We start from the raw sequence: 17,888 nt of genomic DNA on the forward strand, positions 1-17,888 counted from the left end.
GCGGCGGGGCTCAGGGCAGCTGGGCCACCGTGACGAACTCGTTGTAGGTGAAGACCTTGCCCATCGACCGGGGGAACGGGAAGGAGTACTGCTTGACCACCGTCATGCCGAGATCCCGGGCGGCCTGCGCGGCCTCGTCGAACCCGACGAACCGGACATGGGTCGCGTCGCTGGCGTATCCCCGCTCCTGCGGGGTGATGAAGACCGCAGTGCCGCCGGATCGCAGGAACGGCAGGTAGCTGGAGATGACCTCCAGGGCCGCGTCGGCGGGCAGGTGCTCCAGCAGGTGGGCGGCGAGCAGCGCGTCGAAGGCGCCGGGCCGGGCGTGCGGGGACTGGTGGAACTCCTCGATCGTGTACGCCTCCAGCCCGGCGGCCCGCGCGTGGGCCACCGAGGTGGGGTTGTGGTCCACCCCGACCGCGCCCTCGCCCAGGTTGGCCAGGTTGCGGCCGAGGCCGCAACCGACGTCGAGGGTGCGTCCCAGGTCGAGCCGCTGGAGGTTCCACCGGTAGGGCGCCTGCACGTCGAGCACCTGCTTCCAGCGCGCGCCACCGAGGCGTTGCAACCGCTGGGTGTAGTCCTCGCCCTCGGTGCCCGCCGCGGTGTCCTGCTCTGCTCGACTCATCGCCGGCCTCTCTGCCCGTCGCGGAAACGTCGCCACCCGGCGCGCGTGCGGGGACACGCCGCCGGCCGTCGGGTGTCCGCGCCGACGCGGACACCCGACAGATGCTACGGACCCGGGCGGCCATCGTCAGCCCCCACGGGCGGCGGGTCGGCCCTGGTGACACAGGGTGGTGCGGGTGTCGACCCTGGGTGCCCGCCGGGTCGGGGTGGCCCGTTCGGCGCGGCCCTGCGGGTCGGGCGACGCCGGCCCGGGTGACGCCGTTGCCGGGAGTCAGGCGACGCCGGCCGGGGTGACGGCGCCGGCCCGCAGCGCGGCCAGCGGGGCGTCGTCGACGGCGTAGCCGAGCGCGTCGACCACCTCGACCACGCCGCTGACCTGCGCGCTGAGGCGCAGCGCCAGGTGCACGGTGGACCACCGGTCGAGTTGGCCGGTGAGGGTGACCACCCCGCCGTGCACGGTCACGTCGACGGTGCCGTCGGGCACCCCGAGCACCCGGCGCAGCACGTCGGTGACGACGTCGCGGCGGATGTCGGCGTCCGGCCGGAGGTGGACCCGCAGCAGGTCGCCCCGCGTGACGATGCCGATCAGGCGGCCCAGGTCGTCGACGACGGGCAGCCGCTTGACGCCCCGCCGGTCCATCGTCCGGGCGGCCTGTGCCAGGGGTGCGCCGGGGGAGACGGTGACCGCCGGTGCGGTCATCAGGTCCCCGGCGAGGGTCGCGGCGGCCTTGGCCCACCCGGTGCGGGTGCGGCGACCGGGGAGGACCCGCCGCCGGTGCGGCTGCCCGAGCCGTTCCACCTTGTGCAGCAGGTCGGCCTGGGAGACCACGCCGAGCACCCGCCGGGTGTCGTCGACCACCGGCACCGCCGTGACGTGCCGTGCGGTGAGCAGGTCCACCATCGTCCGGTACCCGGTGTCCTCGTCCACCGTGAGCACGTCGACCGTCATCACGTCCTGTACCTGCCACGTCCGCACGGCGTCCTCCTCGGTCCCGCCTCCGACGTTAGACGCCGGGTGGGGCGTGGGGCAGGGTCGCAGGACCGGATCGGGACGGGCCGGAGGTCCCGGCTGGTCGGGCGACCCTAGGATGGCGGGGGCCCGCAGCTGCGGCACCCCACCTGACCAGGCGTTAAGGTGCCGTCCATGGTGGAAAATAGCCGGTTTGCAAGCCCTTTCACCGCAAAATTACTTGTCGGTAGACACTTATGCTGAAACTCCTTTTCGCGCTAGGGGGATGATCGGCCGATTTTCGCCGTCCGATCTTCAGGGGGCGGTGGGCCCTTCGGTCCGACTCCGATCGATGATCTTTCCTTGGCCGGATGTCGTCCTATTCTGCTTCCATTGTGAAGTCCTGGGGGGGATCATGATCACAATTGGCTGTTCCCGCACGCCTGCCCACAGTGGAGTCGAGCCGATCCGCTGACATGGCGCAACCGACGATCATCCAACAGTTCGCCGAGGTCTCGGCCACCCGTACCGACCACCCGGCGATCCTCGGCGAGACCCACGAGGTCAGCTACGCCGCCCTGGCCGCCACCGTCGGCGGGCACGCCGTCGCGCTCGCCGCGGCCGGCGTCCGCCCCGGCGACCGGGTCGCCCTGCTCACCGGGCACGGCACCGGCACCATCGCCGCCGTCCTCGGCACCCTCGCCGCCGGTGGCGTGTACGTGCCGCTGGACCCCGGGTTCCCGGTCGACCGGCTCCGGCACATGCTCGCCGCCGCCGACGTGCGCGTCGTCGCCTGCGCCCCCGACCACCGCGACCTCGCCGACGCCCTGTGCGCCACCCGACCCGGCACCCGCGTGCTGGTCCTCGACCCGGCCGCCACCGCCACGCTGAACCCCCTCCCGGTCGACCCCGACAGCCCGGCGTACGTGCTGTTCACCTCCGGCTCCACCGGCACCCCCAAGGCCGTCGCGCAGACCCACCGCAACCTGCGGCACGTCGTCGACAACCAGATCCGCACCCTGGCGATCGGCCCGGCCGACCGGCTCAGCCTGCTCGCCTCGTTCAGCTTCGACGCGGCCATCCCCGACCTCTACCCGGCGCTGCTCACCGGGGCCGCCGTCGTCCCGGTCGACCTGCGGCGACACGGCCTGGCGTACGCCGTCGGACAGCTCGCCCGGCACCGGGTCACCGTCTACCACTCCACCCCGACGGTCTACCGGTTCCTGCTCGACACCCTCGGCGAGCGGCGGCTGGACAGCATCCGGGTGGTGCTGCTCGGCGGCGAACAGGCCACCCACGCCGACGCCGCCCGGGGCCGGGACCGGTTCGCCCCGGGGTGCGTGCTGGTCAACGGCTACGGCGCCACCGAGATGACCTTCGCCGCCCGGTACGCGCTGCCGCTGGCCGACGCCGACCCGACCGGCACCGGCCCGCTGCCGGTCGGCACGGCACTGCCCGGCTACACGCTGCGGTTGGCCGACTCCGGCGAGATCGTGGTGCGCAGCCCGCACCTCGCCCCCGGCTACCTCGGCCAGCACAGCGACCGGTTCGGTGTCGACCCCGACGGGACGCCCACCTACGCCACCGGCGACCTGGGCGCGTGGCTGCCCGGCGGGGAGCTGGTCTGTCTCGGCCGACTCGACCGCCAGGTCAAGGTCCGTGGGTTCCGGGTCGAGCTGACCGAGGTCGAGGCCGTCCTCGCCGCGCAGCCAGGTGTCGCCGGCGTCCGCGCCATCGCCCGCGACGGGGCGCTGCTCGCGTACGCCGTGCCGGCCGGCGGCGACCTCGACCCGGCGGAGCTGCGCGCCGCCCTCGCCCGACGGCTGCCCGACTACGCGCTGCCCCGCGCCGTGCTGGTCCTCGACGCGTTCCCGCTCACCGTCACCGGCAAGATCGACGAGCGGGCACTGCCCGACCCGCCCCGGACGGTCCCCGCCGGACAGGAACCGGCCACCGACACCGAGCGGGCCGTGCACGACATCTGGTGCGCGGTGCTCGGCCGCGACGCCGTCGGCCGGCAGGAGAGCTTCTTCGACGCCGGTGGACAGTCCCTGCTGCTCGGCCAGGTGCAGCAGCGCATCGCCGACCGGTTCGGCACGACGCTGCCCATGGTGCGGCTGTTCGCCCACCCGACGATCGCCGCCCAGGCCCGGCTGCTCGACCCGGGCGTCGACGCCGCGCCGGCCACGGCGGCGCGCACCCGCCCGCTCCCCGCGCCGATCCTGCCCACCCCGACCGCGCCACCGGTCGCCGCCCGCGAGTACACCGGCGACGAGATCGTGGTGGTGGGCCTCGCCGGCCGGTTCCCCGGCGCACCCGACGCCGCCACCTTCTGGTGGAACGTCTGCGCCGGCGTCGACTCGGTGCACGACCACTCCGACGTCGAGTTGACCGCCCTCGGTATCGGGCCCCGGCTGCGCGCCGACCCCCGGCACGTGCGGGCCACCGGCCGGCTCGACGGGGTCACCGACTTCGACGCCGAGTTCTTCGCCATGGGCGACGAGGAGGCCGCCCGGACCGACCCCCAGCACCGGCTCTTCCTGGAGACGGCGTGGGAGGCCCTGGAGGACGCCGGGCACGACCCGACCCGCTTCCCCGGCCTGGTCGGCGTCTACGCGGCCACCTCCGCCAACCGCTACTTCCTGTTCCACCTGATGGACAATCCGGCCGTGGTCGGCGACGTCGACCCGGACGACTGGGAGGCCCGGCTGATCGGCCGGCAGTCCACCGACCACCTGCCCGGCCAGGTGGCGTACCGGCTCGGGTTGACCGGGCCGGCGGTGGCCGTGCAGACCGCCTGCTCCAGCTCCCTGGTCGCGGTCTGTACCGCCGCCCAGAGCCTCGCCGACTACCAGTGCGACATCGCCCTCGCCGGCGGGGTCAACGTCACCTGGCCCCGCTACCGGGCCACCCCCGGCGGGCTGGCCTCCCCGGACGGCCGCTGCCGCGCCTTCGACGAGGCCGCCGAGGGCTCCGGCTTCGGCTCCGGGGTGGGCGTGGTCGCGCTGCGCCGGCTCGCCGACGCCCAGGCCGACGGGGACCGGATCTACGCCGTCCTGCCCGGCTGGGCGGTCACCAACGACGGCCCCGACCGGGCGGGCTTCGCGGTGCCCGGCCCCGCCGGCCAGGCCGCCGCCGTCGCGAACGCCCTGGCCGCCGCCGAGGTCGCCCCCGGTGAGGTCCGCTTCATCGAGGCCCACGGCAGCGGTACGCCGCTGGGCGACGCCATCGAGGTCGCCGCCCTGCACGAGGTGTACGGCGGGGCCGCCCCCGCCGAGTCCTGCGCGCTCGGCGCGGTCAAGACCAACATCGGTCACCTCGACGCCGGAGCCGGCATCGCCGGGCTGATCAAGACGGTGCTGGCCGTCCAGCACGGGGTGATCCCGCCGAACCTGCACTTCACCCGCCCGCACCCGGAGATCGACCTGGCCGGCGGCCCGTTCTACGTGCCCACCAAGGCGCGGGACTGGCCGGACGCGCCGCGCCGGGTGGCCGGGGTCAGCGCGTTCGGGCTCGGCGGCACCAACGCGCACGTGGTCGTCGAGCAACCGCCCCCTGCCGTACCGGCCGAGCCGTCGCCCCCACGGGCCTGGCTGCTGCCGGTGTCGGCGCGTACCCCGCAGGCGTTGCGGGCGGCGCTGACCCGGCTGCGGCACCACCTGGCCGGCGTCGGACCGGCGCTGCCCGAGGTGGCCGCCACCCTGGCGCTGGGCCGGCGGCCCTTCGCCCGGCGGGCCGCCGTCGTCGCCGCCGACCTGGCCGAGGCGGTCTCCGGACTGGACGAACTGCTCGCCACCGACGCCACCGTGGCCGGCGCGCCGGGAGCGTTGCGTGACCTGGCCGCCGGCTGGGTGGCCGGCCGCGACGTCGACTGGGCCGCGCTGCACCCCGAGGGCACCGTCCGGCGCACCGGGCTGCCCGGCTACCCCTTCCAGCGCCGGCGGCACTGGATCGACCCACCGCAGAGAGGCGCACGGTGAACTGGTTCGTCTCGCCCGGAAGCCGACCCCAGGCACCGGTGCAGCTGTTCTGCCTGCCGTACGCCGGGGGCGGAGCCAGCGCGTTCCGCCGCTGGCAGCCGGAGGCCGGCCCGGACGTGGAGGTGCTGCCGGTGCAGCTGCCCGGCCGGGAGAACCGGATCGGCGACGACCCGGACTTCACCGTCGCGGAGCTGGCCGCCGCCATCGCCGACCGGGCCGACCGCCCGTACGCGATCTACGGACACTCGATGGGCGGGCGGCTCGGCTTCGAGGTGGTGCGGGAGCTGCGCCGGGACGGCCGGGAACTGCCGGTGCGGCTGTACGTCGGCGGCGCCCGTGCCCCGCACGTCACCGACGCGAGCTTCTTCGACGGTCTGTCCCGGGTGGACGACGACGAACTGCTGCGCCGGCTCGCCGCCGGCGGCGGCCTGCCCGACGGCCTGCTGGACCACCCGGAGCTGGTGGAGCTGCTGCTGCCGTTGCTGCGCGCCGACTTCGGCCGGGTCGACAGCTACCGGTACGCCCCCGGGGCGCCGCTGCCGGTGCCGGTGGTGGTGTTCGCCGGGCGGCACGACCGGGCGGTCAGCCGGGAACAGAGCGCCGCCTGGGCCGAGCACACCGCCGCCGGCTTCACCCTGCACGAACTCGACGGTGGGCACTTCTTCCTGCACGACCGGCTGCCCGAGCTGCTGGGCCTGATCCGCGCCGACCTGACCGCCGCCCTCGACCCCCCGGCTCCCGCACCGGCCGGCGGCCCGGTCTCCGGCGGTGAAGCGGGCACCGCCGCCGGGCCCCACGCCGAGCGGTCCGACGCGGTCGCGGCCGGTGTCGGCCGCGACCCGGGCTCCGCCGCGCCGGTGCCGGCGGCCGGCCCGGCCGGTGCGCCCGAGCACCGGGTGCCGCTGGGTGACACCGGCTGGTCGGTGTGGCGCGACGCGATCCTGCGCAGCACCGGCTTCCCGGCCGACGGGCTCGCCCTGTTCGCCGCCCCGGCCGCCGCCGCGCTCGCCGACGAGCTGCTGGCCACCGGCAGCGGCGTCGAACGCTTCGACAAGGAGTTCGACGAGGCCGTCCGCGCCGCCGGGCAGCGGTTCACCGAACTCGCCGCCGACCCGCTGGTGCGCGAGGCGGTGACCTGGCAGAACCGGGGTGCGCTGGTCGCCTTCGACGGTCTGGTCCGGGGCGGACCCGACGCGCCGCGCAACGTGCGCCGCCGCGACCGGGAGCGGGCCCTGCTCAAGTACTGGCAGCGGTACTGCGGCAAGAACGAGACGGTCGGCTTCTTCGGCCCCAGCTGCTGGGTGACCGTCGACCCGGCGCAGCCGGAGACCGCCCGGCTGCGGGTCGGCCCGGAACTGACCCGGCGACGGTGGGTCCGGTTCGAGTCGTGGGCGCTCGACGAGTACGCCGGGTGCATCGGTGCCGAACTCGCCGTCCGGCGCTGGTGGCCGCCGGTGCTGGCCCCGCAGGTCGCGGTGCGCGGGCGCAGCGTGCTGCGTCCCGGGCAACCGCCGGTGACGCTGTCCCCGGTGGAGGCCGCGTTGCTGGCCGCCGTCGACGGCCGCCGGCCCGCCCACGACCTGGTCGCCGACCCGGCCATCGGGCTGCGTCGCGCCGAGGACGGCTACACGCTGCTCGACCGGCTCGTCGAACGGGAACTGCTCACCTGGGATGCGGCCCTGCCGGTCAGCCCGGCCGCGGAGGAGGTGCTGCGCGCCCGGATCGACGCCATCGGCGATCCGGCGGCCCGACTGGCCGCCCGGTCCGGGCTGGACCGGCTGACCGCCGCCCGGGACGCCGTCGCCGCGGCGGCCGGTGACCCGCACCGCCTGGGCGACGCCCTCGACGCCCTCGACGCCACCTTCACCGAGCTGACCGGGCGGTCGCCCCGGCGTCGGGAGGGTCGGATGTACGCCGGCCGCACCCTCTGCCACGAGGACACCGCCCGGGATCTCGACGTCACCCTCGGCGCCCCGTTCCTGGCCGACCTGGCCGCACCGCTCGACGTGCTGCTGCGGGCCGCCCGGTGGATGGTGGCCGCCCTGGCCCAGGCGTACGACCGGGTCTTCCGTGAGCTGTACGACGAACTGCGCGGCGAGGCCGGGGACGCCCCCGTCGCCCTGGCCGACCTGTGGTACCTCGCCCAGGGACTGTTCTGGGGTGCCGGCGACCGGCCGGTCGACGCGGTCGCCGCCGACTTCGCCGCCCGCTGGGCGGGACTGTTCGGCTTCGCCGGGCTGCCACCGGGCACCCGGGAGGTGCGCCTCGCCGCCGCCGATCTCGCCGACCGCGTCGACGAGGTCTTCCCGGCAGCCCCGGCGCGCTGGTCCAAGGCCGTCCTGCACAGCCCCGACCTGCAACTCTGCGCGCGGGACGCGGCGGCGTTGGCGCGCGGGGAGTACACCGTCGTGCTCGGCGAACTGCACGCCGCGTGGGCGTCCTTCGACTGCGAGGTGTTCATCCCGGCCCACCCCGACCCGCAACGGCTGCGGGACGCCCTCACCACGGACCTGGGCGGGCGTCGGCTGCGGCTGCTGTACCCCACCGACTGGCCACGGCGGACCAGCCGGACCGCCGAAGCCCTGGCCGGGCCCAGCGACCGGCAGTTGGCCTTCGCGGCGGCGCCCGGGGCCGACCCGGCACGGGTGCTGCCCACGGTGGCGCTCACCGTGGCCGAGCGGGACGGCCAGCTGGTCGCCACCGCCGCCGACGGCGAGAGCTGGCCGTTGACCGAGGTCTTCGGCGAACTGCTCAGCGCCCACGCGGTGGACGGGTTCAAGCTGGTCGCCGCCGCCCCCTACACCCCCCGGGTCACCATCGACCGGCTGGTGGTGGCCCGACGGACCTGGCGCACCACGGTGGGGGAGAGCGGTCTGGCCGACGCCGCCGGGGAACGTGACCGGTTCCTCGCGGTGCGGGCCTGGCGACGCCGCCTCGACCTGCCCGAGCAGGTCTACGTCAAGCTCGGCAGCGAGACCAAACCCTGCTACGCCGACCTGAGCAGCCCGGCCTTCGCGAACATGTTCTGCGCCATGGTGCGGGCGGCCCGGATGGGCGACGGCCCCGAGGTCTCCCTGACGGTCAGTGAGATGCTGCCCGGCCCGGACGACGCCTGGGTGCCCGACGCCGCCGGCCGCCGGTACCTCAGCGAACTGCGCCTGCACGTGGTCGACGACACCGCCCGGGACGACCGGTGAACCGGCACACCGTCCGCCCGGTGGGGCGTACCGCACCAGCAACCGTACGGGGAGCGACGTGACCGACATCCTGTCCATCAGTGCCGTCACCGGGGAAGAGCTGCCCTGGCCGGACGCCACGCTGGCCGACCTGATCGTCGAGCGGGCGGCCCACTGCCCGGACGCGGTGGCGGTGCGCCAGTGGGACGACCGGCTCACCTACCGGGAGCTGGTCGGCCGGGCGGCGGGCCTGGCCGCGGCGCTGCGGACCCGGGGCGTCGGCCGGCAGACCCGGGTGGGGATCTGCGCCCACCGCCGCCCCGACCTCGTCGTCGACGTCCTCGGCGTGCTGCTCGCCGGGGGCTGCTACGTGCCACTGGAGCCCGGTGGCCCCCGGCAGCGGCTGCGGGAGATCGCCGCCGACGCCGGGGTGACGCTGGTGGTGGGGGACGCGGCGGCGGTCGAGTTCGCCGACACCCCCGGTGTCGAGGTGGTCACCGCCACCGGCCCGGCCCCGCTGGCGCCCTGCCCGGCGCGGGCCGGCGACCCGGCGTACGTGCTGTTCACCTCGGGTTCCACCGGCCGGCCCAAGGGGGTGCTGACCACCCACCGCAACGTGGTGGAGTTCGTCACCGGCTGCGCCGCGCTCAGCGCCGCCGACGCCGGGGTCCGCAGCCTCGGCATCGCCTCGCTCGGCTTCGACGCGGCCAGCATCGACCTGTTCGTCCCGCTGCTGCTCGGTGGCAGCGTGCAACTGCTCGGCGGCGACGACCGGTCCGACCCGGACCGGCTGGCCCGGTTCATCGTCGCCCACGACGTGAACTGGGGTTTCATCACCCCGACCGTGCTGTCCATGCTGGACCCGGCCCGGGTGCCCGGCTGGCGGACGGTGCTCTGCGGCGGCGAGGCCGTCCCCGCCGAGCTGGTCGCCCGCTGGGCGCCGGGACGACGGCTGCTCAACGGCTACGGCCCCACCGAGACCACCGTGCTGGCGGTCAGCGGCGACCTGACCGCCACCGACACCGACCCGGTGCCGATCGGGCTGCCCCTGCCCAACCACCGGGCGTACGTGGTGGACGACGCGCTGCGGGCGGTGCCGCCGGGGCAGACCGGTGAGCTGCTGATCGGCGGGCCGGGACTGGCCGACGGCTACCTCAACCGGCCCGGCCTGACCGCCGACCGGTTCGTCCCCGACCCGTTCTCCGGGCTGCCCGGCGAGCGGCTCTACCGCACCGGCGACCTCGTCCGGCAGGCCGGGGACGGGCGGATCGTCTACCTCGGCCGGGCCGACCGGCAGGTCAAGATCCGGGGCCAGCGGATCGAGCTGGGCGAGGTGGAGGCCGTGCTGGCCGACGTGCCCGGCGTCGACCGGGTGGCCGTGGAGGCGGTGCCCGGCCCGGCCGGGACCGAACTGGTCGCCTTCCTCACCCCGGCCACCGCGCCCGACGACGACGCCGTCCGGGCGTACGCCGGGGGGCGGTTGACCGCCGCGATGCTGCCGGCGCGGCTGCTGCGCCGCGACGACCTGCCGGTCAGCGCCATCACCGGCAAGCTGGACCGCCCGGCGCTGCGCGCGCTGGCCGACGCCGCCCTGACCGCCGCCCCCGCCGACGCGCCGACCGACGAGCCGACCGACCCGGTCGAGCGGGTCGTGCGGCGGGTCTGGACCCGGCTGCTCGGCGCGGCACCCGCCCCGGACACCGACTTCCTCGCCGCCGGTGGCAACTCCATCGCCGCGATGCGGCTGGTCGCGGCGCTGCGCGCCGAGCTGGGCCGGCACGTCGACACCCGGGACGTGCTGGCCGGGCGTACCCCGGCCGCGCTGGCCGCCCGGCTGCGGGCCGCCGCGCCCGCCGACGCCGACGGGCTGACCACCGGCAACCCGCCGACGCTGTCCCCGCCGCAGCGCCGGCTGTGGTTCGTCGACCAGCTCGCCCCCTCCAGCGCCCCCTACAACATCGCGGTCGCGCACCGGCTGCGCGGCCCACTTCACACCGGGGCGCTCGGCGCGGCGCTGCGGGCCGTGGCCACCCGGCACGACGTGCTGCGCTGGCGCATCCCGCAGACCGCCGGGGTGCCCTACGCGGTGTGCGAGGAGCCGACCGACGTGGCGGTGCCGGTGGTCGACCTGACCGGCCGCGCCGACGCCGAGGCCGAACTGGCCGGGATGCTCGCCGCCGGTGCCGCGCACGCCTTCGACCTGGCCACCGGCCCGCCCTGGCAGGTGACCGTCTACCGGCTCGGCCCCGACGAGCACGTGCTGGCGATGACCATGCACCACGCGGTCTTCGACGGCTGGTCCGAGGCGGTCCTCTACGCCGACCTGGCCACCGGGTACGCGCACGCCGTCGCCGGCACGTCGCCGACCCTGCCGCCGCTCACCGCCTCGTACGCCGACTACGCGGTGTGGCGCGACGAGCGGGACCGCCGGCAGGGCCCCGCCGACCTCACCTGGTGGGCGGAGCACCTGCGGGGCGTACCGACCGTGCTGGACCTGCCCCGCGACCGTCCCCGCCCGGCCGTGCAGACGTACGCGGGCGCACAGGCGGCGGTGACCCTGACCGCCACCGCCGACCGGGCGGTGCGGGACCTGGCCGAGCGGCGCGGCAGCACCGTCGCGGCGGTGCTGCTGGCCGGGTTCGCCGAGCTGCTGCGCCGGCTCACCGGCGGTGACGACCACGTGGTCGGGGCGATCGTCGCCGACCGCCGGCTGGCCGCCTTCGACGACGTGGTCGGCTTCTTCATCGACACCGTGCCGGTGCGGCTGCGCACCGGCGGCGACGACACGGCCGGCGGCACCGGCGGGGTCGGGTTCGCCGAACTGGTCGACAGGTGCGCCGCCGAGCTGCACGAGGCGACCGCCCACCCGGGCGCGCCGCTGGAGAAACTCGTCGAGACCCTGGGCGTCGGCCGGGACACCTCCCGGGCGCCCCTGGTGCAGGTGCTGTTCAACGTGCTCAACTTCACCGCACCCCGGCTGACGCTGACCGGGCTGACCGCCGAGGCGCTGCCGGTGCCCAAGCCCGGCTCCCCGTTCGACATCACCGTCTACGTGGTGCAGCGCGACGGCCGGTGCGGGGTGGACGTGGTCTACAACCCGGACCTGTTCGACGCCGACCGGATCGACGCGCTCCTGGCCGACCTCGCCGACCTGGTCGGCGCGCTCGCCGCCGACCCGCACACCCCGACCGACGCGGTCGCCGAGGCGCTGCCCCGGCCGACCGTCCGGGTGGCGGCGCTGGGCGCGATGACCGTGGCCGCCACCGCACCGGCCCCGGTCGCGCCGGTGCCGACGGGGCCGGACGAGCTGACCGAGACCGAGGAGCTGATCGCCGGCATCTGGCGGCAGGTGCTGGAACGTGACCGGGTCGGGGTCGTCGACAACTTCTTCGACATCGGCGGGCACTCGCTGGCCCTGGCGGCGGTGCACGCCCGGCTCACCGCCGCGACCGGCCGGTCGATCACCATGCTCGACCTGTTCCGGCACCCCACCGTCCGGGCGCTCGCCGCCAGCCTCGACGGGGCCGCCGACCGACCCGAGCTGGCCCGCGCCGCGTTGCGCGCCGCCGCCCGGCGCGGCCGGACCCGTCGTACCCCGCCACCCCGCCGACCGCACCAACCGTGACGCCGCCTCCCTCCCCACCGCCTGCGGGCGGCACCTTGCGACAAAGGACGACCCCGATGCAGAACGAGATCGACACCGCGCCGCCCACCGATGACGGCATCGAACCCATCGCCATCGTCGGGCTCGCCGCCCGGCTGCCGGGTGCCGCCGACGTCGGCGAGTTCTGGCGCAACCTGGTCGACGGCGTCGAGTCGGTCACCGAGCTGAGCCGCGACGAGCAGCTCGCCCGGGGTGCGACCGCCGACGAGGTCGACGACCCGGGCTGGGTGAGCCGGGCCCCGCTGATCGACGGGTACGACACCTTCGACGCCGGGCTGTTCGGGATGACCAGCCGCGAGGCGGAGATGACCGACCCGCAGCACCGGCTGTTCCTGGAGAGCTGCTACACCGCGTTGCAGGACGCCGGCTACGACCCGGCCCGCTACCCCGGGGCGGTCGGCGTGTACGCCGGCACCGGCGGCAACACCTACCTGCACCGGTACGTGCTGCGTAACAAGCGGGTCGGCGGCAACCCGCACGGCGCGGTCTCGCTGGCCACCGGCAACTCGCCCAACTACGTGGCGACCAACGTGTCCTACCGGCTGGACCTGCGCGGGCCGAGCCTGACCGTGCACACCGCCTGCTCGACCTCGCTCGTCGCCTTCCACCTGGCCTGCGAGGCGCTGCGCAACCACGAGTGCGACATGGCGCTGGCCGGCGGGGTCAACGTGGAGCTGCCGCACGTCGGCTACCTGGGCATGGACGGCTTCACCTCGCCCGACGGCCGGTGCCGCCCGTTCGACGCCGGGGCCAACGGCACGGTCTGGGGCAGCGGCGTCGGGGTGACCCTGCTCAAGCGGCTCTCCGACGCGATCGCCGACGGCGACTCGATCCGCGCGGTGGTGCTGGGCAACGCGATCAACAACGACGGCGCGGGGAAGGTCGGCTTCACCGCCCCCAGCGTCGACGGGCAGGTCGAGGCGATCGCCCAGGCGGTCGGGATGGCCGGGATCGACCCGCGCAGCATCAGCTACGTCGAGGCGCATGGCACCGGCACCGCGCTGGGCGACCCGATCGAGGTGGCCGCCCTGTCGGCGGTGTTCACCCGGGACACCGACGAGCGGGGCTGGTGCGGCATCGGCTCGGTGAAGTCCAACATCGGGCACCTGAGCCAGCCGTCCGGCATCGTCAGCGTGATCAAGACGGTGCTGGCGATGGAGCACGGGCTGATCCCCCCGACGATCAACTACGAGACGCCGAACCCGGCCATCGACTTCGCCGACACCCCGTTCTACGTGGCGAACACCCTGACCAAGTGGGACACCGACGGCGGGCCGCGCCGGGCCGGGGTCAGCTCGTTCGGTATCGGCGGCACCAACGCCCACGTGGTGCTCGAGGAGGCCCCGGCCGCGCACCGGGCGGACCGACGGGTCCGCCCGGCGCACCTGCTGACGGTGTCGGCGAAGACCGCGTCGGCGCTGGACAGCGCCGTCACCCGGCTCGCCGACCACCTGGCGGCGACCAGCGACGGCGGGCCGGAGCTGCTCGCCGACGTGGCGCACACGCTGCGGGTGGGCCGGCAGGAGTACCCGCACCGGGTGGCCGTGGTCGCCACCGACCTGGCCGAGGCGGTGACCGCGCTGCGCACCCCGCGCCGCCGCCAGTCCGGGGTGGTCGACGGTGCCGCGCCGCGCACCGCGTTCCTCTTCTCCGGTCAGGGCGCCCAGTACGCCGGGATGGGCGCGCAGCTCTACGCCGAGGAGCCGGCCTTCGCCGCCACCGTCGACGAGTGCGCCGCGCTGCTCCGCCCCGAGCTGGGCCTGGACCTGCGGGACCTGATCCTCGGCCGGGACCCGCAGGCGGCGGAGAAGCTCACCGAGACCCGCTACACCCAGCCGGCCCTGTTCGTCGTCGAGTACGCCCTGGCGCTGCACTGGCAGCGGGCCGGGGTACGCCCGGCGGCGATGATCGGCCACTCGATCGGCGAGTACGTCGCCGCCACCGTCGCCGGGGTGCTGACCCTGCCCGACGCGCTGCGGGTGGTCGCCGCCCGGGGCCGGCTGATGCAGTCGCTGCCGGCGGGGGCGATGCTGGCCGTGTCGCTCGACGAGTCGCAGGTCGCCGCCCGGCTACCCGAGGGGCTGTCCATCGCCACCGTCAACGGGCCCGGCACCTGCGTGGTGGCCGGGGAGAGCGCCGCCGTCGCCGCGTTCGCCGACAGCCTCGGCGGTAAGAGCAGGAGCAAGCCGCTGCGCACCTCGCACGCGTTCCACTCGCCGATGATGGACCCGATCCTGGCCGAGTTCACCGCGCTGATGGCGACGGTGCCGCTGCACGCGCCGGCCGTCCCGTTCCTGTCCAACGTGACAGGCACCTGGATCACCGCCGAACAGGCCACCGACCCGGCGTACTGGGCGGCGCACCTGCGCCAGCCGGTGCGGTTCGGTGACTGCGTGGCGACCCTGCTCGGCGCGGGCACCTGGGCGCTGCTGGAGTGCGGTCCGGGCCGGCAACTGGCCAACCTGGCCCGGATGCAGGTCGCCAAGGGCTCCCCGGCGCAGCGGGCGTTGACCCCGCTGGGCAGCCTGCCCGGCCCCGGCGAGCCCACCGGCGACCTGGCCACCCTGCTCACCAGCGCCGCCGCCCTGTGGTGCGTCGGGATCGGGGTGCGGCTCGACGCCGACCCGGCCGCCCGACGGGTGCCGCTGCCCACGTACCCGTTCGAGCGGCTGCGCTACTGGGTTGACCCGGACCCGGTGGCGGCGGTGCCCGACGCCCCGGCCGACGCCGGCCCGCAGCCGCTGGAACGGTGGTTCGCGGTGCCGGTGTGGCGGCAGGCCGCCGCCGACCCGGCGACGGTGCCCGACGGCCGCTGCCTGGTGCTCGCCGCCGGCCCGCGCGCCGAGGCGCTGGTCGACGCGCTGCGGGCCGCCGGCGACGACCCGCTCGTGGTACGCCCCGGCACGGCGTTCGCCGCCACCGACGACGGGTACCGGCTGCGCCCCGGCCACCGGGAGGACCACGACGCGCTGGTCGCGGCGTTGACCGCAGGTGGCGTGCCGACCCGGCTGGTACACGCCTTCGCCCTGGACGGCACGCCGGCAGGCCTCGACCCGACCGCCACCTGGGACGCCCAGCAGCGCGGCTTCTTCGACGCCCTGCACCTGGTGCAGGCGCTCGCCGGGGCGGGGGCGACCGCCGAGGAGCGGCCGCTCACCCTCGACCTGGTCACCGCGGGCGTCGGCGACGTCACCGGCACCGACCTGGTCCGCCCCGAGCACGCCACCCTCGCCGGCCTGGCCCGGGTGCTGCCGGCCGAACTGCCCGGCCTGACCGTCCGGCTGATCGACGCCGACCCGGCCGGCGACGGGGTCGACGCGCTCGCCGCCGAACTGCGGCGCCCGGTCGACCCGCAGCGGGCGGAGGTGACGCTGCGCGGCACCCGCCGCTGGGTGACCGGCTACGAGCAGGTCACCGTCGCCGCCGAGACCGGGTCGGGGGCGCTGCGCGACGGCGGCCGGTACCTGGTCACCGGTGGCCTGGGCGGCATCGGCGTCACCCTCGCCGAGGACTTCGCCAGGCGGGCGGGGGCGAAGCTGGCGCTGCTGGCCCGCTCCGGTCTGCCGCCGCGCGAGCGGTGGGACGACCACCTGGCGGTGCACGGTGGCGCGGACCGGGCCGGCCGGGCCATCGCGGCGATCCGCCGGATGGAGGCGGCCGGCGCGACGGTGCTGGTGCTCGCCGCCGACGTCACCGACCCGGCCGACCTGCGCCGGGTCCGGGCCACCGTGGAGGCCGAGTTCGGCGGGCTGGACGGCATCGTGCACGCCGCCGGCCTGCCCGGCGGCGGGATGGCCGAGGTCAAGGAGCGGGCCGAGGCCGAACGGGTGCTCGCCCCGAAGCTCACCGGCACCCTCGCCCTGGCCGAGGTCTTCGGTGACCTGCCGTTGGACTTCGTGGTGCTGTGCTCCTCGATCACGTCGGTGATCGGCGGCTTCGGTCAGGTCGACTACTGCGCGGCGAACGCCTTCCTCGACGCGTTCGCCCGCTCCGGCGCGGGTTTCCGGGCCCCGGTGCTGTCGCAGAACTGGGGTGGCTGGGCGGAGGTCGGCATGGCGGTGGAGACCGCCGCGCCGGCCGCGTTCCGGGCCGCCGGCCGGGACACCGTCACCACCCCGGTGGACCACCCGGTGCTCACCACGAAGGTGGTCGGCCCGGATGCGACGGTGCTGCACGGGCTGGTCTCCGCCGACACCCACTGGCTGCTCGACGAGCACCGCATCGGCGGGGTGCCGGTGGTGCCCGGCACCGCCCACCTGGAGTCGGTGCGGGCCGCGGTGGTCGCCGCCGTGCCGTGCCCCGCGCCGCAGGCCGCGGTGGAGCTGCGCGACGTGGTGTTCCTGGAGCCGTTCGCGGTGCCGCAGGGCACCGTCGCCCAGTACCGGGTGGAGCTGACCGCTGCCGAGGACGGCGTCGACTTCGCCGTCCGCAGCCTGGCCGCCGGCCAGCTCCGCACCCACGTGCGCGGGTCGGCCGGCTGGACCGTGGAGGCCGCCCCGCCGGCCCGGGTGCCGGTGGTCGACGGCCGGCGGGTCGACGACGACGCCTCGTTCGGTCGGGGCCGTACCAGCATGCTGACCTTCGGCCCGCGCTGGGCGTCGCTGGCCGAGCACCGGCTCGGCGACGGCGAGGAACTCGCCCGGGTCGAGGCCCCGGAGCCGGTCCGGGCCGACCTGCCGGCGTGGGGGCTGCACCCGGCGCTGCTGGACGTGGCCACCGCGTTCGGTCGGGGTCAGGGCGACGGCACCTACCTGCCGCTGTCGTACGGGCGGATCGTGGTGCGCGGGCCGCTGCCGGCGGTGTTCCACAGCCACCTGCGGCACCGGGCCAGCGCCACCGACGAGGTGGTCGCCGCCGACCTGTCGCTGACCGACACCGAGGGCCGGGAACTCGTCGCGATCGGCGACTTCGTGCTGCGCCGGGTCGACCAGGGCGCGGTCACCGGCGGGTTGACCGGTGCCGTCGACGCGGCCCCGGCCGATCCGGCGGTCGGGGCGGCCACCGAGGACATCCGCCCGGTCGACGGCGCGGAGGCGTTCCGGCGCAGCCTCACCGCCGGCCTCGGCCCGCAGGTGGTGATCGCCACCCGGACGGTGGCGGACATCAGGCGGCGGGCCTCCCGGGTCACCACCGACGCCCTGGCGCAGGACCCGGAGCCGTCGACGGCCGCCGCGACGGCGACCGGCGGCGGCTCGGCGGCCCCGCGTACCGAGCTGGAGATCACCATCGCCGGGGTGTGGCGGGACGGGCTGGGGGTGGCCGAGGTCGGGGTGGACGACGACTTCTTCGCCCTCGGCGGCAACTCGCTGGTCGCGGTGCAGCTGATCGCCGCGATGCGCAAGGCGACCGGGGTCCGGCTGCCGATGCGCAGCCTCTTCGAGACCCCGACCGTGGCCGGCCTGGCCGAACGCATCGCCCAGCTGCGGGCCGCCGCCGCCGACGAACCGGCCGCGCCGGCCACCATCCCCGCCATCCCGCGGCTACCCCGCGCCTGA

6 protein-coding genes are annotated in these 17,888 nt (G+C 76.0%); 4 read left to right on the top strand and 2 right to left on the bottom strand.

The annotated features are described in order from the left end of the window. Window positions 1–10: 10 nt before the first annotated feature. Entirely contained in the window at window positions 11–625 is a 615-nt protein-coding gene (locus ACN261_RS22575; protein WP_204961079.1) for a methyltransferase domain-containing protein, read from the bottom strand. 270 nt (window positions 626–895) lie between these two features. Next, on the bottom strand, window positions 896–1,600 hold the full coding sequence (locus ACN261_RS22580) for a CBS domain-containing protein (protein ID WP_425852004.1): 705 nt from the start codon (window positions 1,598–1,600) through the stop codon (window positions 896–898). Between the two features lie 449 nt (window positions 1,601–2,049). Between ACN261_RS22580 and ACN261_RS22585 the strand changes: the two genes are divergently transcribed. The 4 genes from ACN261_RS22585 to ACN261_RS22600 are packed head-to-tail and all read left to right on the top strand — an operon-like array spanning window position 2,050 to window position 17,888. Next, entirely contained in the window at window positions 2,050–5,553 is a 3,504-nt protein-coding gene (locus ACN261_RS22585; protein ID WP_425852006.1) for an AMP-binding protein, read from the top strand. Beyond that, the gene (locus tag ACN261_RS22590) at window positions 5,550–8,750 is read left to right on the top strand and encodes a thioesterase domain-containing protein (RefSeq protein ID WP_425852008.1); all 3,201 of its coding nucleotides are present in this window, start codon (window positions 5,550–5,552) and stop codon (window positions 8,748–8,750) included. Before ACN261_RS22585 ends, ACN261_RS22590 begins: the two co-directional genes overlap by 4 nt. A 58-nt stretch (window positions 8,751–8,808) precedes the next feature. Continuing rightward, on the top strand, window positions 8,809–12,354 hold the full coding sequence (locus ACN261_RS22595; RefSeq protein WP_425852010.1) for an amino acid adenylation domain-containing protein: 3,546 nt from the start codon (window positions 8,809–8,811) through the stop codon (window positions 12,352–12,354). A 56-nt stretch (window positions 12,355–12,410) separates the two neighbouring features. Then, window positions 12,411–17,888, top strand: coding sequence for an SDR family NAD(P)-dependent oxidoreductase (locus ACN261_RS22600; protein WP_425852012.1), 5,478 nt, complete (start codon window positions 12,411–12,413; stop codon window positions 17,886–17,888).

The sequence above is a fragment of the Micromonospora sp. WMMD723 genome (assembly GCF_049863385.1).
GTDB classification, from domain to species: domain Bacteria; phylum Actinomycetota; class Actinomycetes; order Mycobacteriales; family Micromonosporaceae; genus Micromonospora; species Micromonospora wenchangensis.

Coding starts and splice junctions, on each gene's coding strand:
- ACN261_RS22600 (WP_425852012.1), top strand. CDS start 12,411: ATGCAGAACGAGATCGACACCGCGCCGCCCACCGATGACGGCATCGAA.
- ACN261_RS22575 (WP_204961079.1), bottom strand. CDS start 625: ATGAGTCGAGCAGAGCAGGACACCGCGGCGGGCACCGAGGGCGAGGAC.
- ACN261_RS22585 (WP_425852006.1), top strand. CDS start 2,050: ATGGCGCAACCGACGATCATCCAACAGTTCGCCGAGGTCTCGGCCACC.